Annotated in this window: 22 protein-coding genes and 1 tRNA gene; 13 read left to right on the top strand and 10 right to left on the bottom strand. The window is 64.0% G+C overall.

The window, feature by feature from the left end:
- Positions 1–6: 6 nt before the first annotated feature.
- The 3 genes from DM826_RS11525 to DM826_RS11515 form a co-directional block, all read right to left on the bottom strand.
- Positions 7–918 carry a Vms1/Ankzf1 family peptidyl-tRNA hydrolase gene (locus DM826_RS11525; protein ID WP_120103568.1) on the bottom strand — a complete coding sequence of 304 codons (912 nt, stop codon included), beginning with the start codon at positions 916–918 and terminating at the stop codon, positions 7–9.
- Positions 919–966: 48 nt separating this feature from the next.
- Positions 967–1,311 (bottom strand): DUF5802 family protein, encoded by a 345-nt coding sequence (locus DM826_RS11520; protein ID WP_120103567.1) that lies wholly within the window; start codon positions 1,309–1,311, stop codon positions 967–969.
- 180 nt (positions 1,312–1,491) lie between these two features.
- Positions 1,492–2,010 (bottom strand): peptidylprolyl isomerase, encoded by a 519-nt coding sequence (locus DM826_RS11515; protein ID WP_120103566.1) that lies wholly within the window; start codon positions 2,008–2,010, stop codon positions 1,492–1,494.
- Positions 2,011–2,091: 81 nt separating this feature from the next.
- Between DM826_RS11515 and DM826_RS11510 the strand changes: the two genes are divergently transcribed.
- From DM826_RS11510 to DM826_RS11480, 7 genes are all read left to right on the top strand, one after another.
- Positions 2,092–3,072, top strand: a complete 981-nt coding sequence (locus tag DM826_RS11510) for a succinylglutamate desuccinylase/aspartoacylase family protein (RefSeq protein WP_120103565.1) — start codon at positions 2,092–2,094, stop codon at positions 3,070–3,072.
- Positions 3,073–3,120: 48 nt separating this feature from the next.
- Positions 3,121–4,050, top strand: coding sequence for an NAD-dependent epimerase/dehydratase family protein (locus DM826_RS11505; RefSeq protein ID WP_120103564.1), 930 nt, complete (start codon positions 3,121–3,123; stop codon positions 4,048–4,050).
- A 99-nt stretch (positions 4,051–4,149) separates the two neighbouring features.
- Positions 4,150–5,349 (top strand): lysylphosphatidylglycerol synthase transmembrane domain-containing protein, encoded by a 1,200-nt coding sequence (locus DM826_RS11500; protein ID WP_120103563.1) that lies wholly within the window; start codon positions 4,150–4,152, stop codon positions 5,347–5,349.
- Positions 5,350–5,395: 46 nt separating this feature from the next.
- Complete coding sequence (locus tag DM826_RS11495; protein ID WP_120103562.1) at positions 5,396–6,592, top strand: alpha-1 4-glucan-protein synthase; 1,197 nt, start codon at positions 5,396–5,398, stop codon at positions 6,590–6,592.
- Between the two features lie 30 nt (positions 6,593–6,622).
- A complete protein-coding gene (locus tag DM826_RS11490; RefSeq protein WP_120103561.1) occupies positions 6,623–7,759 on the top strand; it encodes an extracellular solute-binding protein in 1,137 nt (378 codons plus the stop codon).
- Between the two features lie 3 nt (positions 7,760–7,762).
- Entirely contained in the window at positions 7,763–10,015 is a 2,253-nt protein-coding gene (locus DM826_RS11485; protein WP_233735788.1) for an ArnT family glycosyltransferase, read from the top strand.
- 57 nt (positions 10,016–10,072) lie between these two features.
- Complete coding sequence (locus DM826_RS11480; RefSeq protein ID WP_120103560.1) at positions 10,073–11,560, top strand: HPP family protein; 1,488 nt, start codon at positions 10,073–10,075, stop codon at positions 11,558–11,560.
- Positions 11,561–11,580: 20 nt separating this feature from the next.
- Here the strand turns inward: DM826_RS11480 and DM826_RS11475 are convergent, their stop codons facing one another.
- From DM826_RS11475 to DM826_RS11465, 3 genes are all read right to left on the bottom strand, one after another.
- Complete coding sequence (locus DM826_RS11475; RefSeq protein WP_233735791.1) at positions 11,581–12,228, bottom strand: dolichyl-phosphate hexose transferase; 648 nt, start codon at positions 12,226–12,228, stop codon at positions 11,581–11,583.
- Positions 12,229–12,422: 194 nt separating this feature from the next.
- Positions 12,423–14,048, bottom strand: coding sequence for a GMC family oxidoreductase (locus DM826_RS11470; RefSeq protein ID WP_120103558.1), 1,626 nt, complete (start codon positions 14,046–14,048; stop codon positions 12,423–12,425).
- Positions 14,045–14,581, bottom strand: coding sequence for a gluconate 2-dehydrogenase subunit 3 family protein (locus tag DM826_RS11465; RefSeq protein WP_120103557.1), 537 nt, complete (start codon positions 14,579–14,581; stop codon positions 14,045–14,047). The genes DM826_RS11470 and DM826_RS11465 overlap by 4 nt, the downstream gene beginning before the upstream one ends.
- Positions 14,582–14,696: 115 nt before the next feature.
- Between DM826_RS11465 and DM826_RS11460 the strand changes: the two genes are divergently transcribed.
- Positions 14,697–16,319: an ABC transporter permease gene (locus DM826_RS11460; RefSeq protein WP_120103556.1), complete on the top strand. Its 1,623-nt coding sequence runs from the start codon at positions 14,697–14,699 to the stop codon at positions 16,317–16,319.
- A gap of 18 nt (positions 16,320–16,337) precedes the next feature.
- On the opposite strand, the gene DM826_RS11455 is transcribed toward DM826_RS11460, so the two are convergent.
- Positions 16,338–17,417 (bottom strand): anthranilate phosphoribosyltransferase, encoded by a 1,080-nt coding sequence (locus tag DM826_RS11455; RefSeq protein ID WP_120103555.1) that lies wholly within the window; start codon positions 17,415–17,417, stop codon positions 16,338–16,340.
- An 89-nt stretch (positions 17,418–17,506) separates the two neighbouring features.
- On the opposite strand from DM826_RS11455, the gene DM826_RS11450 reads away from it, so the two are divergent.
- From DM826_RS11450 to DM826_RS11440, 3 genes are all read left to right on the top strand, one after another.
- A complete protein-coding gene (locus DM826_RS11450; protein ID WP_120103554.1) occupies positions 17,507–17,845 on the top strand; it encodes a ferredoxin in 339 nt (112 codons plus the stop codon).
- Between the two features lie 48 nt (positions 17,846–17,893).
- Positions 17,894–17,978, top strand: a tRNA-Leu gene (locus DM826_RS11445).
- A 741-nt stretch (positions 17,979–18,719) separates the two neighbouring features.
- Entirely contained in the window at positions 18,720–19,214 is a 495-nt protein-coding gene (locus tag DM826_RS11440) for a DUF5813 family protein (RefSeq protein ID WP_120103553.1), read from the top strand.
- A gap of 16 nt (positions 19,215–19,230) precedes the next feature.
- On the opposite strand, the gene DM826_RS11435 is transcribed toward DM826_RS11440, so the two are convergent.
- A complete protein-coding gene (locus DM826_RS11435; protein ID WP_120103552.1) occupies positions 19,231–19,461 on the bottom strand; it encodes an Lrp/AsnC family transcriptional regulator in 231 nt (76 codons plus the stop codon).
- Positions 19,462–19,463: 2 nt separating this feature from the next.
- On the bottom strand, positions 19,464–20,153 hold the full coding sequence (locus DM826_RS11430; RefSeq protein WP_120103551.1) for a potassium channel family protein: 690 nt from the start codon (positions 20,151–20,153) through the stop codon (positions 19,464–19,466).
- A 134-nt stretch (positions 20,154–20,287) separates the two neighbouring features.
- On the opposite strand from DM826_RS11430, the gene DM826_RS11425 reads away from it, so the two are divergent.
- The gene (locus tag DM826_RS11425; RefSeq protein WP_120103550.1) at positions 20,288–20,602 is read left to right on the top strand and encodes a hypothetical protein; all 315 of its coding nucleotides are present in this window, start codon (positions 20,288–20,290) and stop codon (positions 20,600–20,602) included.
- A 28-nt stretch (positions 20,603–20,630) separates the two neighbouring features.
- Here DM826_RS11425 and tmk read toward each other — a convergent pair whose 3' ends face one another.
- Complete coding sequence (gene tmk / locus DM826_RS11420; protein ID WP_120103549.1) at positions 20,631–21,212, bottom strand: dTMP kinase; 582 nt, start codon at positions 21,210–21,212, stop codon at positions 20,631–20,633.
- 120 nt (positions 21,213–21,332) lie between these two features.
- On the opposite strand from tmk, the gene DM826_RS11415 reads away from it, so the two are divergent.
- Positions 21,333–22,232 carry a complex I NDUFA9 subunit family protein gene (locus DM826_RS11415; RefSeq protein ID WP_120103548.1) on the top strand — a complete coding sequence of 300 codons (900 nt, stop codon included), beginning with the start codon at positions 21,333–21,335 and terminating at the stop codon, positions 22,230–22,232.
- Positions 22,233–22,318 lie beyond the last annotated feature (86 nt).

The raw sequence follows: 22,318 nt of genomic DNA, 5'->3' as shown, positions 1-22,318 counted from the left end.
ATCAACTCAGACTGCGACCAGCCGCGTCGTCCAGAAATCAGCAAACGCGTGTTCGATCGCGTCGGCTGGCTTCCCACCGGCGTCGGTACTGGCGGTGTGGTCGGCTAGCTCCGCAAGTTCGCCAACGATCACTTCCTCACCGGTGAGCACGACCCGGTCGGGATCGCTGTCCTCGATCAGTGTCTCGATCAGGTCGGCTGAGTCATCGAGATGTTCGTCGATCTGTTCGTCGCGGATGCGCTCGAAGCGGCTCTGGGAGAACCCGCCCTTCGAGTGCTCAGATTTGACCGAGCTTTCGAACCCCTCAAAGTCGACACGCTCGCCGTCCTCGTAGACGCCGACGGCACATACGTCGGCACGGACGACCGCAAACACCAGTCGGTCGACAGGCTGGAACCACTCGCGGTCGATGTCGAAGCGATCATCCCACGCGGTGAAGCCGTCGGGCATGATCGGCGGCCGGAGCGCCACCGAGAGGAGGCCGGCATCGTCGGTGTAGTAGAGCGTCGGCGCGGCTCCCCGAATGACGCCGGCACAGTCGTCGTCGACCGCGGTTGTGACAGTGTCGGGGAGCGTGTTGTCGTCGGCGATCGCCGCGCTGAGTGCGCCCTCTCGGCCTGTTTCGACTGATTCGAGCCGACCGAGCACACTGTCGAGGCGGTCGCCACGGAGTGATTCGGTGCGCCGCGGCTCGCGGTCGCGCTCCCCCCGTTGTTGACTGCGTTCGACGCGGTCTTCGAGTTCGGCGATCCGGTCTTCCAGCCGGTTGATCCGCTCCTCGGCGGCCTGCTTGTCGCTGACGGCGTCGGCCCGACGATCGGATTCGGCCTCTAGCTGTCGCTCCAAGTGGTGCTTTTCGTCTTCTAACTCCTCGATACGGGCCTTGAGTTCGGCGCGTCCGAGCAGCTTATCGAGCATGCCGGATGACCGCGGCCAGCGGACTTGAAACGTTGGGTCGGCGACCGGTTAGGTGCCGGCTGTGGGCTCCCAGCCTGCATACCGCAACAGCTCCATCGCGCGCTCGCGGTCGGCAAGGAAAACCTCCCGAGCGCTTGCGGTTTGCTCCGCAAGCAGTTCCGATGGCACCGCCAGCGTGCCCGACGGCACGCCCTCGTCGCCGCCAACCGGGAAGTGGGCGGTGTCGAGTTTCATCACCAGCGGCGCGTCCAGCCGTTCGAGCCCCTCGTTGTCGGCATACAACTGCTTGTTGACGGCCTCGTGGTCGGCCTGTTGGATGACTGCGCGGTCGCCGTCGTGCGGTTCGACGTATAGTTCGCCGAGGTAGTAGCCGTCGGAAAATGGTTCAAACATTCGATTCACGCTATGGTATGCCGTACTATGATATAAGCCTTGCCGCAAGCTTTTATATCCAACCGCAATCAGATCGCTGGATCGACAGCTATTCTCTTGGAAGTTGGCGGTTCCAATACAAAATCTGGCTGTCGTATGAAAAACAGCTGTTTTAGTCGCGTTGTGGGGTTGCTTTCCGGATCAGTGCCACTCGACGTCGACCGATTCGAGGACGACATCCTCACGCGGTTTGTCGTTGCGGTCGGTCGGCACCGAGCCGATCTCTTCGACGACATCCATCCCGTCGGTGACCTCGCCGAACACGGAGTGTTTCCCGTCGAGATGCGGGGTGGCGTCGAGGGTAATGAAGAACTGCGAGCCGTTGGTGTTCGGCCCGGAGTTTGCCATACTCAGGATGCCCGCGCTGTCGTGGGTGAGGTCGTCGTGGAACTCGTCGTCGAACTCGTAGCCGGGGCCGCCGCGGCCGGTGCCGGTCGGGTCGCCGCCTTGAATCATGAAGCCCTCAATGACGCGGTGGAAGAGCACGTCGTCGTACAGCGGTTGATTCTGGACGGTGTCGCCGGTCTCAGGGTCGGTCCACTCCTTTGAGCCGGTCGCCAGCCCGATGAAGTTGCCGACGGTGTTGGGGACGCGTTCCTCAAAGAGTTCGACGGTGATGTCGCCGTGGTTCGTATGCAGAGTTGCTGTTGGGTTTGCCATAGCTGGTGGTTGGCCGGTAGGCGGAAAACAGTGCTGGCTTGCGCCGATAGCTTACAAACCCCGAGCCCATTGGCACCGATAATGCATACCGCCGATCGGGTGACGCTCGCGCGACTCCCCTCCGGCGTCCCCGTCGAGACGACGATCCACCGTTACGGCGACGGCGATGGCCCGACGTGCTACGTGCAGGCGGCCCAACACGGTCGGGAGATCAACGGCACCGATGTCCTGCGTCGCCTCCACGAGCGACTGACCGATTCCGCTACTGTCGGCCCTGTCGCCAGCGATCTCGACGGCACGCTGATCGTCGTTCCCGTCGCCGACCCACTGACGTTTGATCGCGTCGCCTACACGACGCCGGAACCCATCGACTCGGCGGCCCCGAACATGAATCGCTGTTGGCCCGGCAACAGTGCGGGGACGATCCACGAGCGGATGGCCGCCCGCCTGTGGGCCGAAGCGAGCGACGCCGACGCCATCATCGACCTCCACACCGGCAGTCCCGAGATGCAGACCCACACGGTCTATCTCCGCGGTGACGACGCCTCCCGCCAACTGGCCGAAGCCTTCGGCACCGACCTTCTGCTGGCGGAAGCCGCTGGTGACGAGGCCGACACCGAGTGGGACGAGCGCAACTTCGGCGGCAAGCTCCGCGTCGCAGCGACCCGTGCGGGCATCCCCTCGATCACGCCGGAACTCGGCTCAAACAAACAGCTCGACGACGAGGCGATCCAGGCTGGTCTCGATGGCCTCTTCGGCGTGTTTCGCCACCTCGGTCTGCTCGCCGACGACCCCGATCCGTGGGACGGCGTTCGCGCGCGCAACCACCTCGGTCGCGTTCGAGCGGCGGACTCGGGACTGTTCGTCCCTGACGCTGCTGCCGAACTCGGAGCCGATGTCGATGCCGGCGAGACGTTCGGCACCGTCTACGATCCGGCGACCTACGAGTCCCTACAGACAGTCACCGCCGACCGCGCCGGCGTCGTCTACTCGATCGCCCGCGAGGCAACGGTGACAGCGGGCCAGACGCTCGTCGGCATCGCCGAGCGACTGGACGGATAGCCGGTCGACAACAGAACGCTTTCCTACCGACTGGCAACTCATGGGCGTATGGATCTCTCGACTCAGCATGTCCTCGTCACGGGTGGCGCCGGCTTCGTCGGCTCACACCTCGTCGACCGCCTGCTCGCCGACGGCGCGACCGTCACCGTCGTCGACAACCTTTCGTCTGGCTCCCGCGACCGCGTCGCTGACGACGCCGAACTCGTCGAAGCCGATCTGACCGACCCCGATGCGCTTGACGGTGTTCTCGACGGGGTCGACCTCGTCTTCCACCTCGCAGCCTCAAAACTCGTCGACACCGACCGTCCACACGGCCAGTTCGAGGACAACACGCAGATGACGCTGAATCTCTTGGAGGCGATGGCTGACGCCGACGTGACGAAGATCGCCTACACCTCCTCATCGACGGTCTACGGCGAGGCCCCACGGCCAACGCCCGAGGATTTCGCCCCGCTGGAGCCGATCAGCGCCTACGGCGCGAGCAAACTCGCCGACGAAGGCCTGCTCTCGGCGCGCGCTCACAGCCACGACCTCACGGTCTGGAACTTCCGCTTCGCCAATGTCGTCGGCCCGGGGCTCCGCGGTGCCGTGATTCCGGATTTCATCGAAAAGCTCACTGACGACCCCGAGACGCTCACCATCCTCGGCAACGGCCGCCAAGAGAAATCCTATCTCCACATCGAGGATTGCGTTGACGCTATGCTACACATCGTCGCCACCGCTGACGATGCGATGAACACATACAACCTCGGGACACGGACGACCACCTCTGTCGACCGGATCGCCGCCATCGTCGCCGACGAGATGGGTCTCGATCCCGACTACGAGTACACCGGCGGCGACCGCGGCTGGACGGGCGACGTGCCGAAGATGCGGCTCTCGATCGAGAAACTCGCTGCCCTCGGCTGGGAGCCGAGCCTGAGCAGCGACGACGCTGTCCGGAAATCGACACAAGAACTGATCGACGAACTCTGCTGATTACGGCTGTTGGTCGCTCATTCCGCCGAAATGAGCAACAAGACGCGGCCGCTCTCAATTTTTAGGTGGGCTTAAATATCTCGCTACGAACGGCTGTGTATGACCAACGGCGACGACGCGGGGACAACCAATCGCGGGTTCCTCACGCAGCGTCGCCTGATGCTCGGCGGCACCGTCCTCGTCGTCGCCGGCCTGCTGTTTGCGTTCCGGGACGTCGAGTTCGACCGCGTCGCCGGCGAGATGGCGGCTGCCGATCCGTGGCTGCTGGCGGCAGCGGTCGCCGTTTACACGGTCTCCTGGCCCCTCAGGGGGCGACGGTACGGCGACGTGCTGGCGACGACCGGCCACCCGCTCGGAACCGGCTTTCTCACGCTGGCTGTCTTCCTCAGCCAGACGGCGAACCTCGTCGTGCCGGCGCGGGCGGGCGACGCGGTGCGGGCCTACGTCCTCCAAGCGCGCCGTGACGTGGACTACCCCGCGGGCTTCGCGTCGCTGGCGGTCGAACGCGGCTTCGACCTTGCTGCGATTGCCGTGTTGGGATCCGCCGCGACCGCGTGGCTTGTCGCCGGCGAGTCGACCGCACTGGCGGCGCTGACCACCGGCGACACCCAAACCGCGCTGCTGGGGGCCGTCGCCGTTGCAGCGGTGACGCTCATCGCTGGCGTGCTCACGCTCGGCGTCGCCAACGCGAACCGCTCGCGCAGCCGTCGGTTCGGTCGTCGACTCCGCGACACTGTCGCCGGGCGGCCACGATTGCAGACTGTGGTTGACGCCGCACTCGATTTTGCGGCCGAAATCGCCGTCGTCGCCCGCGATTCGCGGGCGGTCGCCGTTATCGGCGGCGGCAGCCTGCTGATCTGGTCGCTGGATGTCGCCACCGCGGTGCTCGTCCTCGCCGCACTCGACAGCGGGCTGGCGGTCGGCCCGTTGCTCGCGGTCGGCACGCTGGCGGTCAGCGTCGGCAACCTCGCCAAGGTACTACCGCTGTCGCAGGGAGGTGTCGGCCTTTACGAGGCTGCCTTCACCGGGTTGGTCGTCGCGTTGACACCGCTTGGGGCGAGTCTCGCCTTGGCCGCGGCGGTCGTCGACCACGCCCTGAAAAACGCGGTGACGCTGGTCGGTGGCGGTGTCGCCGTCGCCGTCCTCGGGATCGACCCCTCGACGGCCGCCCGGCGCGGTAGCGACGTTGATGCTGGCGGTGATGCTGACGCGACAGCGGCGACCGCGACGGAGCCGCCCGTCACCGGCGAGGCCCGAGCCGACGGCAGCGGCAAGGCGACGAGCAGCCCCGACGACTGAATCCGACACACCTTTTAGGATCACCTAAAGAATGGTGAGTACCCAAATGAGCCGAGACATCTGCGTTATCGTGCCGACGATCCGCGAGTACGAGTGTATGCGGTCGTACTTCGAGAACGCCCGCAAACACGGCTTCGATCTCTCGCGGCTGGATGTGATCCTCGTCACCGAGGACTTCTGTGAGACCGACGAGATGGAAGCGATGCTCGAAGAGGAAGACGACGTTGCCGGCGAAGTCTTTGATGGGACGCGCCGCGAGGAGTGGTACGAGGCCCACGGTGTGAGCGAGTACAGCCACATCGTCCCCGCCGCCAGCCACGCCGAGACCAGCTTTGGGCTCCTGTATATGTGGGCCGGTGACTACGACTACGGCTTCTTCATCGACGACGACACCCTCCCGCACGACGAGTGGGACTTCTTCGGCACCCACCTCGACAATCTCGCCTTCGAGGGCGAGATCGAGACCGTCTCCTCCGACGAGCAGTGGGTGAACGTCCTCTATCAGAACGCCGACGAACACGACCTCTATCCGCGCGGCTACCCCTACTCGGCGATGCACGAGAGCGTCGAAACCGAGCAGGCCCACGCCGAGCAGATCGTCGCCTCCCAAGGCCTCTGGACGAACGTGCCCGACCTCGACGCGGTCCGAATTTTGATGGACGGCGACCTACAGGGCCAAGCCCAAACCCGAACCTCGAAGGACGACTACGACGGCGATTTCGTCGCAAAAGAGGGCAACTATCTCACCGTCTGCTCGATGAATCTCGCCTTCCGCCGGGAGGTAATTCCGGCGTTCTACCAGCTGCCGATGGACGAAAACGAGTGGGACGTGGGCCGCTTCGACGATATCTGGTCGGGCGTCTTCCTCAAACGCGCCTGCGACATCCTCGGCACGCAGATCTACAACGGCGAACCGCTCTGTGAGCACAACAAGGCCCCCCGGAGCACCTTCGACGACCTCAACAACGAGGTGCCGGGGCTGGAACTCAACGAACACCTCTGGGAGATTATCGACGACGTGGGCGAGGAAGCTGCCGCGGCCGTCGACCAGTCAGGTGACGCCTTCGGTGCTGATCCGAAAGCCTACGCCGCGATCTTCGAGGCGATGGCTGACGAACTCGAAGGCGGCGACTGGGACGAGTACAACAACGGCGAGTTCTTCAACTACGTCGGCGAGTTCATGGGCGATTGGCTCGACTGCCTCGACGCGCTCGCCGAGACAACCCCGACAGCGAACCAGTGAGTATAAGTTGTTTTAGGTAGACCTAAAAATATGACACAGAACGCGGACGGCAATGGACTGACACACAGTAGTCGACGGCGGTTTCTCGCAGGCGCAGCCGGCGTCAGCGCGGTTGCGATCGCCGGCTGTACCGGCAATGACGGCGAGGCAACCGAGGAGCCAACCGATTCCTCGATCGGGCAGATCGGCTCCGGTCGCGCCGGTCGGCCAGCCCCCGGTGGGACACCGATCGCTGAACTCCCGGATCTCGAAGGCGAGTTGGAGCTGTACTCCGGCCGCAACGAGTTCCTCGTCGGCGAGCTGATCTCGTTCCTCGACGAGACCTATCCGGATTTCACGCCGAGCGTTCGCTACGGCGGTGGCAGCGATCTCGTCAACACGATCGACACCGAAGGCGACGGTTCGCCGGCTGACGTGTTCTACACGGTCAATGCCGGCAACCTCGGCGCGCTCGCCGACGCCGGCCGCACCCAGACCCTCTCGACGGAGATCCAGGAGACGGTCAGCGAGGAGTTCCGCACCGACCAGTGGGTCGGCACCTCCGGCCGCGCCCGCACCGTCCCGTTCAACACTAACGCCTACAGCGAGGGTGACATCCCCGACGACATCATGGCCTTCCCCGAGTTCGACGGCGACCTCGGATGGGCCCCGACCTACGGCTCCTGTCAGGCATTCGTCACTGCGATGCGCATTTTCGAGGGTGAGGAGGCGACCCGCGAGTGGCTGGAGGGCGTCGTCGACGCCGGGATCACTCCCTACGCCGACGAGTTCCAGGTCGCCCAGGCGATCGCCAACGGCGAACTCGACGCTGGCTTCACCAACCACTACTACATCCAGCGCGTCCTCGATGGCTCCCCGAGCGCGCCGATCGACACCGCCTTCACCAGCGGCGACGCCGGCGCGATCTTCAACGTCGCCGGCGCGGCCGTCGTCGACACGGCCCCGAACCCCGAACTCGCCCAAAACTTCGTTCGACATCTCCTCTCGGCGGAAGCCCAGGAGTATTTTGCGGTCGAAACGTTCGAATACCCGCTCATCCCCGAGGTCGAACCGGTCGGTGATCTCCCGACCGTCGACGAGTTGGATGTGCCGGAGTTCGATATCGCCGAGCTCTCCAACGTCCGGGCAACGATCGACCTGATGCGCGACGTGGGTATCAGCACGTAGGCCGTGTCGTTCGACCTGCGTTCCCTGCTGGCGATTGTCGCTCGGCCGCTCCGACAGCAGTTTCGTCGCCTCACTAGTACTGACGCAGCCACCCGCGTCAGCCGGCTTCGACGCCGGATCGGTTCGGGCACTGCCAGCTACCTCACCCTCGGTGTGAGTGCGGGGATCGCCGTCTTTCTCATCGCTGTCTTCGTCTTTCCGTATCACTCGGTCAATCACGACGAGGGGGTCTACCTCATGCAGGCGTCGATGCTGCTTGAGGGCCAACTCACGCTGGCCGGCGGCGATCTCGCTGACGTGTTTCGGCCCTGGTTCTTTATCGCGGACGGCGGCGAGCTCTACCCGAAGTACAACCCCGTACCAGCGGCGATGGTTGCGGTCTCGATGGCCCTCTTCAACGAACCACGGGTGACGCTGGCGGTCGTCGCCGCCGGCAACGCAGTGCTCGTGGCGATCCTCGGCTCGATGGTTGCCGACCGCCGCGTCGGGCTGCTGGCGGGCGTGCTGTTCGCGGCGTCGCCGATGACGCTGTTCACGTCGTCGGTGTTTCTGCCCTACGCGCCGACGACGCTGCTGAATCTCTCGTTTGCGGTTGCCTATCTCCACGGTGTCCGAACCGGGTCGCTGCGGGCGGCCGCGGCCGCCGGGGTCGCTATCGGGCTCGCCGCGTTCGCCCGGCCCTATACGGCGATTTTGTTCGCCGCGCCGTTCATTATCCACGCGCTGTGGTCAGTTACCCGCGAACTGTGGGTCGACGACCGCTCGCTAACGCGGCAGGTGCGGCTGGCTGGGAGTCGAGCCGGGTTCCGGTCGCTGCCGACCCCGATCCAGCGCAACACGCTTACCGGCATCGGCGGGAGCGCCTTTGTTGGGCTCACACTCGCGTACAACGCCGTCCTCACCGGCGCGCCGCTGACTTTCCCGTATCAGGCGTTCGCGCCGTTGGACGGGCCGGGGTTCGGGTTCCGTGAAATCCTCGGCTACTCCGTTGATTACACGCTTGCACTCGCCATCGAGTCCAACCGCTACGCGCTGCAGTTTCTCGGCACCCGGTGGTTCGTCGGCGGTGTCATCGGGACACTGGCGGCGGCTGGCGGCCTGCTCGTCGCCGCGCGGTGGTGGCGAAAGCGCGACCGCGAGTGGGGCTCAACGGCGGGCCTGCTGCTCGCGGGACTCTTCGTGTCGGTGCCGCTCGGCAACATCCCGTTTTGGGGCACCCACAACATGCTCGCCGAGTTGGACAATCCGGCCAACGGCCTGGTTTCGCATTTTGGCCCGTTCTACTACTTCGATCTCTTGGTGCCGCTGTCGATCTTTGCGGCGCTCGGCCTCGTCGCTAGCTGGCGGTGGCTCCGAGAGGAGGCCGCTTTCGACCGTCTCGCTACTGTCACGTCGCCCGCGGCTGCCCGGGGTATCGCCGTCGCTGTCGCGCTTGTCGCCGCCCTCGCGGTTGGCGGCGCGACTGCGGGCGCGGTTGCCGAACCGCTTGACCGCAACATGGCCTACACCGAGAAGTACGAGACTGCCTACGAGCCAATCGAGTCGGCCGACTTCGAGAACGCTCTCGTGTTTATTCCCGATCCCTACGGCCCCTGGCAGAACCACCCCTTCCAGTCGTTACGGAACGACCCCGGCTTCGACGGCGAGGTGGTCTACGCCCGCGACCGCGACGCGGCGGGGAACTTCGAGGTGCTGGCGGCCTATCCGAACCGGTCGGTCTACCGGTTTGCCTACCGTGGGGTGTGGACGCCGAATCCCGACCAACATGTCGCCCCGAAACTGGAGTCGCTGTCGACGCCGACCGGCGAATCACTACAGGCCGACACGCAGGTCGGTGTCGCCGAGCAGGTAACGCGAGCGATCGTCGCGCTCGAAGTTGACGATGAGACAGTGATCCGCGATATCGACGCGCCCGGCGAGACGATCACCGCGAACTGGACGCTCGACAACGGCTCGGCCCGACTGGTCGGTGTCGACGGGACGCCCGTCGCGGGCAACACGTCAGTCCCGATTGATCCGACTGAGAACGTCGGTCTCCGGGTCACCCTGGTCGACACCGGTGGCAACACCTACACCTACCAGCAGTGGACGGCGGTGCAGTCGACGCCGGCGGGCGTGCAGGCGGTCACCCCAGCGGAGCGGCGTGTCTGTCGGCTCACAACGGACTGTGATCCGGAAGACGCCTATCTCCCCGACGATCCGACGGCTCACCCTGAGTGGGTCGACTTCGAGACCACGGTGACGACGACTGGCTGAGCGGTGTCGCCGCCACTGAGGCGTGGCTTTTTGTCGATACCGTCCCTCTCCGTGGCTATGTCGTCGCTTGGGCTCCGGCTCCGAACGGCTTTTCGCCGGCTTCTGCGACTCGTTCGCCGAAAGCGACGTGATTTCCGCAGTTGGCTTGAGGATACCCGGAACTTCATCCATTTTTCGCTGCTGTTGGTCGTGCCGCTGTTGATCGGGCTGGTGACGTGGCTCGCCAACACGATCGACCTACTTCCGTTCCTGCTGTTTCCCCCGTTGGTTTCAGGCGCGTTCACGCTGTTTCGTGAGCCCGAATCGCAGTACGCCTCGCCGCGGCGGTTTGTCGGCGGGATGACGATGGGTGCGGTCTGTGGCTGGGTCGCCCTCGCCGTCAGCGCGCGGTACTGGTATCGGGTACCGCCTGAGACGTTCCAGATCAACCCGGGGGCGGCCGCCTTCGGCGTGTTGTTGACCGGGATCGTGACCTGGGCGCTTGACTTAGAGGAGTCACAGGCGTTTTCGACGGCGTTGCTGGTGCTCGTCTCAGGGGTCACCCAGTTCGTCTACGTCGTGAGCGTCTTCGCCTCCTCGCTGATCGTCGTCGGCGTCTTTGTCGTCTGGCGGCGGGAGATCTACGAACAGCGCGCCGACTACCTCTACCAGACCACCCACGCCGACGATCAGGTGCTCGTCCCGATGCGCGGCGAGACAGCCGACACCGTCGCCACCTTCGGCGCACAGCTCGCCGCCGCCCACGAAACCGGGAAGCTCGTCCTCTTTGGCGTCGTCAACGATGGAGAACACGCGACCGACGACGCCGTTGATACCGACGGCGGGGCGGAACTCCGGCGAGTGACACCGACCGGGGGTGCGGCGACCGGTTCGGCTGCCGACGGACGGGTCTCGACTGCCGCCGCCGATCTTCCGGCAGCAGCCCGCGAGACAGCCGAATCGCTCGAATCCCACGCCGAGTCCCTCCGCGACCGCTTCGATATCCCCTGTGAGGTCGTTGTCGTTGCCGGCGAGCCCGACGATGCTCGGATCGCCGTCGAAGCCGCCACCGAGACGAACTGCGATCTCGTGGTCACGCCCTACCAGACCGCCGACGGCGAGTTGACGCGGTTCATCAGGGGTCTGTTTGATTCGACCCTTGATGTGGTGGTGCTTCGGAGCAACGGCGAGCGGACGAGCTGGCGGCGGCTCCTCGTCCCGATCAAACACTACGGCGAGGTGGCCCACGCGATGTTGGATTTCGCCGAACGACTCGCCGGTGAGATGAGCTACGTCTCGGTCTGTCACAGCATCGACAGCGAGGGTGACCGCCGTACCGCCGAGGCGATGGTCGCCGATCTGGTCGAACCCTTCGAACGAGCCATCGAAACACGCGTCACAACTAGCCCACTGGAGTCGTTTCTCTCAGTACACGCCGACAACTACGATCTCACGATCCTCGGCTCAAGCACCGACCGTACCGTCGTCTCCCGGATCATTGATGCGCCGACGTTCGAACAGCTCAAAGAACTCGACTGCGATATCGCCATCGTCCATCGCGGCTAAGTTGTCACAGCAGGCGTGAACTATCGGAACCGCTCTTCGAGACCAACCTTCAGGATCGACTTTGCGATCTCCGCGCCGCCCTGAATCGGATCAAGCTTTGTTTCGCCGGCGCGCTCGGCGTAGCTGATCGGTGCCTCGCGAACCTCGTAGCCCCGCATGAGCGGGCGAATGAGGAGTTCTGCTGAGAGCCCCGTGTTCTCGGTCCACTCGATGGAGTCGATGACCTCCTTCCGGTAGGCGCGCATTCCGGTCGTCGTGTCGTGGACGCGCTCGCCCATCAGGACGCTCGCAATCGCGGCGAAGGCCTGATTGCCAAACCGGTTGAAACCCGGCATCGCTTCCGCACCGTGGTAGAGTCGGTCGCCGCTGACAACATCCGCGCCGTCGTTGATCTCGTCGAGGAACTCGGGAAGCTGTTCCATCGGATAGGTGTCGTCGCAGTCGGTGGTGACGACAACCGGCCGGTCGGCGGCGTGGATCGCCGCGCTGACGGCGACGCCGTACCCCTGTGGCTCCTGTTCGATGACGCGTGCGCCGTGCTCGCGGGCGATCTCGGGCGTGCGATCCGAGGAGCCGTCAACGCAGACGACCTCGGCCTTGCCGTCGGTGACGCGCTCGATGTCGTCGAGAACAGTGCTGATGGCGGCCTCCTCGTTGTAGGTGCCCATCACGACGCTTAGGTCGTCGAATGTGAACCGGTCTGTCTCCGTGTTGTCACCCTCGACGCTCGCGTCGGCGTGTTCAGCCCCGTTTGTCCGCGGTTCCGTGTCGGCCTCGTGCTGCAGTCCGTGACTCATTACCTGCCGTTTTGGCCGCTCCGGTTTATACTTTTAGGTTTACCTAAAATAGGATAGTTCGGCTGTCACACCGCCGTATCGACCGCATCGGCAACGCGGAGCGCGAGAGCGGCGATCGTCAGCGTGGGGTTCATCGCGCCGCCGGTCGGAAACACGGAGCTAGAAGCGATCCAGCAGTTATCGAGATCGTGGGTGCGACAGTCGGCGTCGACGACGCCGTCGGCCGGATCGTCGCTCATTCGGGTCGTCCCCATGTGGTGGTAGGCTGGCCCGGTGCTGTCGGGGCCGGCTGTCCATTCGATCTCGACGCCCAGTTCGTCGAGAATCGACCGCTGGATCTCGTTTGCGCGCTCGATGGTTCGTAAGGCCCGGTCGCCGACGTTCCAGTGGACATCCGGCACCGGATTACCGTGATTATCGGTCGTCGACTCGTCGAGGCCGATGTAGCTGTCCTCACGCGGCAATTGCTCGACCAACCCGCCCATGGCAATGTGGGTGCCGTAGCCGTCCTGCAGCCGCTCCAGTAGGTCGTCACCCCAGTCGTCGCCTGTGAGCGCCATCTCGACCGGTGAGGGGCCAGCATAATTGAAAAATTCGAGTTTAAATGGTGCAAACTTGTCGTCGGCCTCGTGGTAGAACTGGTGGCTCTCGCTGGTGAGAAAGCCGATGTGGTTCTGTCGGGTCGGCTCATCGAGCGTGCCACCCATCCCCGCAAAGAGGTGATCCATGAAAAACCGGCCGACCGCACCGCTGGAGTTGGCGAGGCCATCGGGGTATTGGTCGGATTCCGAGAGCAGGAGCAGCCGCGGGATCTCGACCCCACCAGCCGCGAGGACGAAGGCATCAGCCTCCTGTCGATGCTCGCCGTCCGGCGTCGCGTAGGTTGCGGCGGTGATTCGGTCGGCGTCGTGATCGAGCCGCTGGACGGCGGCACGGTCGATGACAGTCGCCCCTTTGTCTTCGGCTGACTCGATATGCACGGTGCCGTCGTATTTCGCCCCCGATGGACAGACCGGCTGGCAGGTACCGTAGCCGACACAGCTGCTCCGGCCGTCATAGGGCTCGGAGTTTCGCGCGTTCGGCACCGGATGCATGGCGATTTCGAGTTCGTCGCAAGCCTCCGCGAACAGGCTGTCGCTGTAGGAGGGCTCAAACGCCGGCATGGGGCGGGGCTCCTCGCGTGGCGGCGCGAAGGGGTTGTCGCCGCCGGCGACGCCGATCGCACGCTCGGCGGCGAGATAGTACGATCGGAGGTCGCTGTAGTCGATTGGCCAATCAGCACCGACACCCCGTTCGCTCTTCGAGTTGAAATCAGCCTCGTGGAGCCGCATCACCATCCCCTGCCAGTGCAGCGTCGAGCCGCCGACGCCCTTCGCCCGGGCGTGGTTGAGTGGGTAGATCCATTCACCCGAATTCGAGTGGGCGTCGCGTTCGGGATCGCTGTCCCACACGTCGGGGCGGTCGTAGGTGGGCCGGATCGCCTTCTCCTGGCGGGCGAGTCGGTCGTCAAAATCGAACCGCGGCCCGGCTTCGAGAACGACCACCTCGTGGCCGGCATCAGCTAAGCGGTCGGCGACGAGCGCGCCCGCCGGCCCCGCGCCGACGACACACACGTCGGCGTTGTCGACGGGCGTGCGGTCAGTCGCGCCCGCGCTGTTTTCGATGTCTTCGGCTGGTGGTCGCCCGCTCACGGTGTCGGCCCCCGTTGGTAGCTGCCGATCCCGCCGGCGTACCCCTGTGGGTTTTCGATGCCGACCAACTCGCCGCCGGTCGGCGAGCTGTAAAGCGCCAACAGGAGTTCGTTGACGACGTAGTATCGCACCGTCTCCCGGGTCGCTCCCTCCCGGCGCGGTTCAGCCGTGTCGACCGCCATCTCCCGGAGCACTGCATCACGCGTGTCGGCATCGAGATCGGCAAACCGGTCGTCGTACCACGAGTTGGCGCGGTCGTTGAGGGCGGCGACCGCATTGTTGACGGCGGCGGCGTGGCGATCGCCGGCCAGTCGACTGTCGAGGAAGGCGTTGACAAACTCGTCGACCCCGGAGACGGCATTCGGATAGACGACCTCGGCGGCGGCGACCATCGTCGTCCGGATCGCCGCCTCGTCGATATCGTCGGCCTGCTGGCCAGCGTTGTCGTCGGTGCGACCGACAGCGACGGCTGCGACGCCGCCGGCCCCGAGGGCAGCGAGCGCGGCAGCAGCATCGCGTCGGGTCAGTTCCATGGGCGGATTAGGTAAACCTAAACCTTATATCCGTTGGAATCCGACCGCCGACAGAACGGAACCGATACCGTTGTCCCCTCGGAACTGTTTCGCTCACCTACCGTCTCCTCTACCGATGACCTCACCCATCGACCGACTTCGTGCCATCGCCGACGGCAGTGGTGACCGATCAGTCGGGCTCACGCTGTTGGCCGGCGCGATCGCGGCGACGCTGTTGGTGCCGCTGACGTGGCTGGTACTTGAGGCGATCCGCGTTGCGCCCGACCGAGCGTGGGATCTCCTTGCGCGTCCGGCGACCGCCGACGTGTTGCTCAACACGCTGTTGCTGATGGGCGGGGTGACCGGGCTGTCGATTTTGATCGGCGTGCCGCTGGCGTGGCTGACCGTCCAAACTGATCTTCCCTTCCGGCGGTTTTGGTCGGTTGTCGTCGCCCTCCCGCTTGTGGTGCCGAGCTACATCGGCGCGTTCACGTTTGTCTCGGCGTTTGGCCCCCGCGGGGAGTTCCAGGCGATCCTCCAACCGCTTGGGATCGACCGCCTCCCGGAGATCTATGGGCTTCCGGGCTCGATACTGGTGATCACGCTGTATACCTATCCGTACGTCTATCTCACCGCTCGCGCCGGGTTGTTGTCGTTTGATTCGACGCTGCTTGAGGCTGCCCGGACGCTGAATCACGGTCGCTGGCAGGCGTTTCGTCGGGTGACGCTGCCGCACGTCCGTCCGTCGATCGCCGCCGGCGCGCTGCTGGCCGCGCTGTATGCTGTCTCGGATTTCGGTACGCCGGTCATCATGCGACTGCCGGTGTTTACCCGGCAGATCTTCGTGGAGTTGGATTCTTTCGGCCAGGACTATGCGTCGCTGCTTTCGTTACAACTGCTGGGGATTGTGCTCGTGATTCTCGCCATCGAATCCCGGCTTCGGGCTGATGGCGGCGGCCACGGCGACGGCGTCGGGACGGCCGGCGAGGAGCCGCTGATATCGCTTGGCGTCTGGCGGTGGCCGGCGACCCTGTTGCCGGCGGCGGTCGCAGGGTTGGCACTGCTTGTCCCGCTGTGGATCCTTGGGCTGTGGTTTGTGACCGCGGATCTGACTGCCCGGCCGTCGTTAGCCCTCCAGTTGTCGACAGTCACAAACTCCATCGGTGTCGCCGCCGCCGCCGCCCTCGTCGCCGTCGCCGCCTCCGTCCCGGTCGCTTACCTCGCGGCCAGACATGATTCACTCGCGGCGCGGGTCTTCGAACGGGCGACCTACGTCGGCTTTGCTGTCCCGGGGATCGTCCTCGGCTTGGCGTTGGTCTTCTTTGCGACTGGGTTTGACGGCCTCGATCTGCCCCTCCTCCCGGCGATCTACCAGACCGTGCCGCTGTTGATCTTTGCCTACGTTGTCCGATTTATGCCGCAGGCCGTCGGCTCGATCCGCACCTCGACGCTACAGGTCGACCCCAAGCTTGTCGAGGCTGCCCGAACGCTCGGGGAGACGCCGCTGCGGGCGTTTCGGACGGTCACGCTGCCGCTGGTCACGCCTGGCATTGTCGCCGGCGGCGCGCTCGTGTTCCTGACGACGATGAAGGAGCTCCCGGCAACGCTAATCTTGCGGCCGACGGGATTTGAGACGCTGGTGACCGTGATCTGGCGGGCCCAGGAGAACGCTTTCTATCAGTACGCCGTCGTCCCGTCGCTGTTGCTGCTGGTGGTGTCGGGGCTTTCGATGGTCGTGTTGTTGCGGCAGGATAGCTAACCGGCGGCCGATCGGCGCTTAGAACTCGCGGAGGTCGTCGAGAACGGCGGCTGCACTCCCGTCGGCGATGGCCTCGCGGGCGGCGGTCAGTCCTGCATCGAGGGAGTCGACATCCTCGCGCGCATAGATCCGGAGAGCTGCGTTGAGTGCGATCGCATCCGCGAACTGATCGTCGCGCTCGCCGGCCACCACCGCCTCGGTGATCGCCGCGGAGTCGGCGGCGACGTCGTCGACGTGGAGATCCTCGCTGTCGAAGTTCATCCCGTAGTCGGCGGTTTCGATCCCGAAATCATCGAAGCGCTCCGCGTCATCATCATCGCCTGCAGTCCATTCGGCGACCTTTGTCAGCCCGGGGCGGATATCGTCGTAGCCTTCCATCCCCTGGAACATGAGCACGCGGTCGAGGGTGTGGTGCTCGCTTTCCTGAAACGTCTCGACGACCTTTTTCGCAAACGCGAGATGGTAAAATGAGCCCAGATGCACGTCGGCGTCGGCTGGGTTGGCCAGCGTCTCGATGGTGTTGACGAAGGTGCGGACGCCCATCTGATCGCGGCGGTCGAATAGCTCGTCGATGGTGGGATTGAACGCGGGCTGGTAGTAGAATCCAAACCCGGTCGCATCGACCATCTTGGCGGACGTTTGGGGACTCAACTCGGTCGGGACGCCGAGTTCGTCGAGAACGTGTTTGTAGGCGTCCTGTTTCTGTGTCGGGACGCGGTCGCCGGAGTGGACGACGACCGGGGTGCCGGCGGCGGCGGCGACGACACCCGCGCCGACACCGAGGATCGCCGACCGGCCCTTGCCGTCGTAGTTGGCCCCGCAGTCGACGGGGTCGCAGTCCGGCGCGGCGGTGTCGACGTGTTCACACATCAGGTCGGTGTAGGCCGCCAACTCGGTCGGGGTGTTGCGCTTCCAGCGGTTGGCCAGCCAGAACGCCCCCAGCGTCGTCGGATCGGGTTCGCCGGCGATGATCCGCTCGAAGGCTTCGAGGGCTTGCTCGCGGGTGAGATCGTCGGCGGATTTATGCCCGGAGCCACAGACCTCCGTCATCAGCCGTTTCAGGGGCCACTCGCCGAACGTCGTCATCTGTTGGGACATAGACATGGTTCAGCCGTCGAAGACAAAAACATCCCGCTGTGGCCCAGTAAACCAACACACGAAAGATCCCGCAGTTGTAATGCCGGGCTATGAGTGACGATCGCCCCAACCCAAGTGAGGTGGGTACCGTTGAGGATGCCCCGCCGATCGAGGAAAAGCCATACAAGATCATCTTCGAGGCCAACAAATGCTTTGGCGCGGGTCGGTGTGCGGAGGCCTCCGACAACTGGGAACTCGATCTCGAAACCGGTGTTGCCTCCCCGCGAGCGTACTTTCTCGATGAATCCGACCTCGAGGAGAATATTCGGGCCGCCGAACTCTGTCCGGCAAAGAAGGATCGCGGTGTGATTCACATCATCGACCGCGAGCAGGATATCGAGATCGCACCTGATCCTCACGGCGATGGCACGCTCAGCGTCGATTGGTAGGGCACCAACCGAAACCGACTTTTGTCCGATCGGAGAACGGATAGACGCGCGAGGGTGGCTGAGCTAGGCCAAAAGCGGCGGGCTTAAGACCCGCTCCCGTAGGGGTCCGAGGGTTCGAATCCCTTCCCTCGCATTTCATGCCCGAGCGACAGCGAGGGCTGAAATCGGTCTGGATTCGAACTAGAGAGCGAAGCGAGCGACCGTAGTTCGAATCCCTTCCCTCGCATCGTGTATCCGAACGACAGTGAGGATCACGTATCGTTCTGGACGGATTCGAAACAGGGGGCAGCTTCGCTGCGATCGTGGTTCGAATCCCGTTCCTCGAATCACATATCCAAGCGACAGCAGCGGCTATCTCTCGGTATAGACGCGCTAAAAATGAGGCCCAGCGGTGCTGTGAGCTTAGTCGATTCAGAGCCCCAGCAGCTGGAACAGTTGCTGTGATAGGTATCCTGCAACGATGGCGGCGACGAACGCCATCGTGATGTACACTACGAACGTCTCTATCCGTTTCCGACGGTGTGTAGGCGTGCTGAACATGGTTGACCCCGCCTGAACCCTGCGGTATCAGACGTTATCGGAACTCTAGATTCCAGCTACTTAAATTGACACTGTCCGAGACACTTCAGCACGCGCTATGCGGTGCGGTCACTCTCGATTGTGGTCTGAAAAGGCAATACCGCCCACGCGGCAAGAAAAGTCCCGCGTAGGCGAAGTGCCTCAGATTGGTCCCCGCTGACGCTTCGGCCCTCCAAAGCGAAGCGTCACCTGTGAGTAATCGTGGGCAATACTTAATGATTCCGGGTTCGGCGAGTGACGCCGTTTGTCACGGCCGAAGAGAGGCCTTTTTTCGATGTGGCTCCTTCGATATGCTATGTCATCTCCGCCTGCTGGCCTTGCCCGCGCCGTCGACGCCCACCGCGCGTTTGAACCGGACTCGGACGCGGAAACGACCTTCGTCTCGACGACCACCGCCTTCGATGGCGTTGTCGACGCCGAAACAACCGACGACGGCGTCTCATTTTCGGTGACAGTGACCGTCCCGATGCTCAGCACGGTGACCGACGACGAGCTCGCGCCGATCGTCGAAGACGGCTGGTATGAAACGTTTGAGCGGCGTGTCACCGACGTTGGTGCGATCTTTCGCACCGAACGAGCGCTCACCCCACAGGTCACCCATGACGACCGCGAGGCTGTCGTGACCGTGACGCTCACCGACACAAACGTCGAGCGCGGCGTCGACGATGCGGCCGCACTCATCGACTTTGTCGAAGGAACCTACGTGCAAGGGATCATCCCAGGCTACACCTACACCGATCCGGTTGCGGGGCTGCTCGAACAGGCCCGGGCGGCTGGTGGCAGCAGCTGAATACCCGGGAGCCGGATTAGGTCATCGCGATGTAAGTCTGGGTGTCTTCGATCCCGTCGATCGAGCCGATCCCGGTGGCGACGATATCCTTCACGGCCGCCGGCGAGTCGACCGATAGCGTGGCGATGAAATCTACGTCGCCGGCGACGACATCGGCGCGCTCGATGCCATCGAAGCCCTCGATGGCCGACTTGACGCGGTCGACCTCGCTGGTATGTGCCTTGATGAGCACGTAGGCGGTGACCATCGTTAGGCACCTCCCGCCGCGACCGTGGTGGAGGGTTTCTCGCCGACGAGGAGCTGCCGTACCGCCGCCAACTCCGAGAAATCAGCCAATACGGCCAGCGAGTCGCCCGTCTCGATCGAGTTGTCGGGCAGCGGAATCCCCATCGGCTCCTCGCCTTTGCCAAAGGCGAGTATCCGAGATTCCGAGGGAAGGGCGACCTCACTGAGCGTGTAGCCGCGGATCGGTGATTCCTCGGTGATTGTGATCCGGAGGATCTGGAGATTTTGGGCGACATCGGCGATGGCGGTCAGCGACCCTCCGAGGAGGGCGTTTTTCGCGCCGATCGCACCGAGTCGCTCGGGGTAGACGACCTCGTCGACCTCGTCGGCGTACTGCTGGTAGATGCCCTCGCGGTAGTCCTCGTCGATCCGCATGACCGTTCGGCAGCCGTGATGTTTGCCGATCAAACAGGCCGCAAAGTTGACGTTGAGATCACCGGTCAGCGCGCCGACCGCGTCGGCGTCGTCGACGGTAGCCGATTCAAGAACCGACTCGCGGGAGCCGTCGCCCTCGATCACGTCGAAGCCAGCCTCGCGGCCGCGTTCGGCGATCGTTGGATCAGCCTCGATGACGGTCACATCATGGCCTTCCTCCCGAAGCACGCGGGCGGTTCGGAGGCCGACACGTCCGGCCCCGATGATAACGAATTGCATGTGGCAGCCTAACACGCTCGGCCCGCATAACTGTATCCCTGATTGCGATGCTTTCCCCGGGTGATGGCGCGGCAACGACACGGCCAGCCAAGGACAGTCGACACCGCAAAGAGTCGTCATCACGTAGTCAGCGTATGCTCGCAGTCATCAACTACGGCGTGTTTCTGGGGCTGGTGTGTGTCCATACGATCCTTGCGGCGGTCATGACGCGGTTTTTCCGGCTTCGATTGGACACGCAGGCTGGCTGGATCGGCTACTCGCTTGGCCTGTCGCCGATCCTACTGTTCATCTCGACGCTGGTGGTGACCGGTGGGCTTGGTCTCGGCCCGAATCTTGGCTCGCCGCTGGTGGTTTTCGCCGTTCTGATCGGGCTGCCGGTCGCCCTCGGGATGACGATCGATCTGCTCTACGTCGCCCAACCGGAGGATGTTGAACTCCCACAGCGATAGGATGCTGGACTACGTGGCTACGCTACGGCTACAGGACTGCGTCGAGTTGCGCGCGTACGTCTGCGAGAACCTTGTCCGGTGATTGGCTGGCGTCGACCCGCACAAATCGCTCGGGGGTGGCGTCGATCAACCGCTCGTAGTTTTGCTGCACCCGCTTCAGATACTCCGACTGTTCGAATTTGTTGGTCTTCCCGCTGCGCTCGGCGGCGGTTTCAGGATCGATATCAAGATAGATCGTCAGCGCCGGGGTGTGCGTAAACGGTTCGTGGATCGACTGGACGTAGGCGACGGGGTCGTCGATCTCGCTGTCAGCCAGCGTTGCCCCCTGATAGGCGTATCGGGAGTCGCTGTAGCGATCCGAGATGACGAGGTTGCCGTCGGCGAGGGCCGGTCGGACGACCCGCGAGAGATGGTCGGCATGGTCGGCGGTATACAGAAACAGCTCCGCCAGCGGATCGGCGTCATCGGCGCTGATCGATCGGGAGACCGCGTCGCCGTACCACGATTCGGTCGGCTCACGGGTAAAGACGGCCTCAGGGTAGGTCTCTTGGAGGGACTCCCAGACGGTCGTCTTGCCGCTGCCGTCGAGGCCCTCTAAGCTTACGAGCATACAGGCCACTCCGCCCGACGGCCTATCAAGCGTTCGCTCCGTGGCGCGGTTGGGGTGCTTGCTGCCTTGCCCACCCTGGCCACACGCTACTTTTAGGTCGGTTCGGTGATAAGAGATGGTATGCACGTCTTAGTCGCCGGCGGGAACGGGTTCATTGGCAGCCACCTCGTCCCCGAACTGCTTGCTGATGACCACGAGGTAACCGTACTGGCACGCAATCCCGACACCGACGCAGTGCCGGATGGTGTGGAGGCCGTCAGCGGCGACATCACCGCCTACGACTCCATCGAGTCAGCCGTCGCCGGCCACGACGCCGTCGTCAATCTCGTCGCGCTGTCGCCGCTGTTCAAACCGAAGGGTGGCGATGAGATGCACGACGAAGTCCATCGCCACGGCACCGAAAACCTCGTGCGGGCCGCTGAAGCCGGCGGTGTCGATCGCTTCCTCCAGTTGAGCGCGCTTGGGGCCGATCCCGACGGCGCGACCGCCTACATTCGCGCGAAAGGACAGGCCGAGGCGCATGTCACCGACTCCGATCTCGACTGGACAATCATCCGCCCGTCGGTCGTCTTCGGTGAGGGCGGCGAGTTCGTCTCCTTCACAAAGAAGCTCAAGGGGATGTTTGCGCCCGGTGTGCCGATCTACCCGTTGCCCGGCGGCGGCAAAACCCGATTCCAGCCGATCCATGTCGACGACCTTGTCGGCATGCTGGCCGAGACGCTTATCGACGACGCTCACGTCGGTGAAACCTATGAACTCGGCGGCCCCGAGAATCTCACACTCCGAGAAATCACGAATATGGTCTACGATGCCGAGGGCAAATCCATCACGATCGTCTCGGTGCCGATGGCGCTTGCTGGGGTCGGTCTCTCGGTCGGTGGAAAGATCCCTGGGTTCCCGATGGGGGCCGATCAGTACCGGTCGCTACAGTTTGATAATACGACCGCCGACAACGATATCGACGCCTTCGGGGTTGAGCCGGGATCGCTGACAACACTCGGCTCGTATCTCGCCGGCTGACGACCTGCGGGTTCGGTTGATGCTCGGTAGCCGGAAGCGCCGGATATCTTAAATTATAATGTTTCTGGTTGCGTTCTCACATCTCT

Origin of the sequence: Halonotius aquaticus, from assembly GCF_003605575.1 — an archaeon.
Taxonomy (GTDB): Archaea; Halobacteriota; Halobacteria; order Halobacteriales; family Haloferacaceae; genus Halonotius; species Halonotius aquaticus.
The sequence above is the reverse complement of the archived record's forward strand: the minus strand, read 5'-3'. Positions and strand labels throughout refer to the sequence as shown.

Coding starts and splice junctions, on each gene's coding strand:
- DM826_RS11460 (WP_120103556.1), top strand. CDS start 14,697: ATGACCTCACCCATCGACCGACTTCGTGCCATCGCCGACGGCAGTGGT.
- tmk (WP_120103549.1), bottom strand. CDS start 21,212: ATGCTCGTAAGCTTAGAGGGCCTCGACGGCAGCGGCAAGACGACCGTC.
- DM826_RS11415 (WP_120103548.1), top strand. CDS start 21,333: ATGCACGTCTTAGTCGCCGGCGGGAACGGGTTCATTGGCAGCCACCTC.
- DM826_RS11465 (WP_120103557.1), bottom strand. CDS start 14,581: ATGGAACTGACCCGACGCGATGCTGCTGCCGCGCTCGCTGCCCTCGGG.
- DM826_RS11440 (WP_120103553.1), top strand. CDS start 18,720: ATGTCATCTCCGCCTGCTGGCCTTGCCCGCGCCGTCGACGCCCACCGC.
- DM826_RS11480 (WP_120103560.1), top strand. CDS start 10,073: ATGTCGTCGCTTGGGCTCCGGCTCCGAACGGCTTTTCGCCGGCTTCTG.
- DM826_RS11510 (WP_120103565.1), top strand. CDS start 2,092: ATGCATACCGCCGATCGGGTGACGCTCGCGCGACTCCCCTCCGGCGTC.
- DM826_RS11425 (WP_120103550.1), top strand. CDS start 20,288: ATGCTCGCAGTCATCAACTACGGCGTGTTTCTGGGGCTGGTGTGTGTC.
- DM826_RS11435 (WP_120103552.1), bottom strand. CDS start 19,461: ATGGTCACCGCCTACGTGCTCATCAAGGCACATACCAGCGAGGTCGAC.
- DM826_RS11495 (WP_120103562.1), top strand. CDS start 5,396: ATGAGCCGAGACATCTGCGTTATCGTGCCGACGATCCGCGAGTACGAG.
- DM826_RS11450 (WP_120103554.1), top strand. CDS start 17,507: ATGAGTGACGATCGCCCCAACCCAAGTGAGGTGGGTACCGTTGAGGAT.
- DM826_RS11490 (WP_120103561.1), top strand. CDS start 6,623: ATGACACAGAACGCGGACGGCAATGGACTGACACACAGTAGTCGACGG.
- DM826_RS11515 (WP_120103566.1), bottom strand. CDS start 2,010: ATGGCAAACCCAACAGCAACTCTGCATACGAACCACGGCGACATCACC.
- DM826_RS11505 (WP_120103564.1), top strand. CDS start 3,121: ATGGATCTCTCGACTCAGCATGTCCTCGTCACGGGTGGCGCCGGCTTC.
- DM826_RS11525 (WP_120103568.1), bottom strand. CDS start 918: ATGCTCGATAAGCTGCTCGGACGCGCCGAACTCAAGGCCCGTATCGAG.
- DM826_RS11430 (WP_120103551.1), bottom strand. CDS start 20,153: ATGCAATTCGTTATCATCGGGGCCGGACGTGTCGGCCTCCGAACCGCC.
- DM826_RS11455 (WP_120103555.1), bottom strand. CDS start 17,417: ATGTCCCAACAGATGACGACGTTCGGCGAGTGGCCCCTGAAACGGCTG.
- DM826_RS11520 (WP_120103567.1), bottom strand. CDS start 1,311: ATGTTTGAACCATTTTCCGACGGCTACTACCTCGGCGAACTATACGTC.
- DM826_RS11475 (WP_233735791.1), bottom strand. CDS start 12,228: ATGGGCACCTACAACGAGGAGGCCGCCATCAGCACTGTTCTCGACGAC.
- DM826_RS11500 (WP_120103563.1), top strand. CDS start 4,150: ATGACCAACGGCGACGACGCGGGGACAACCAATCGCGGGTTCCTCACG.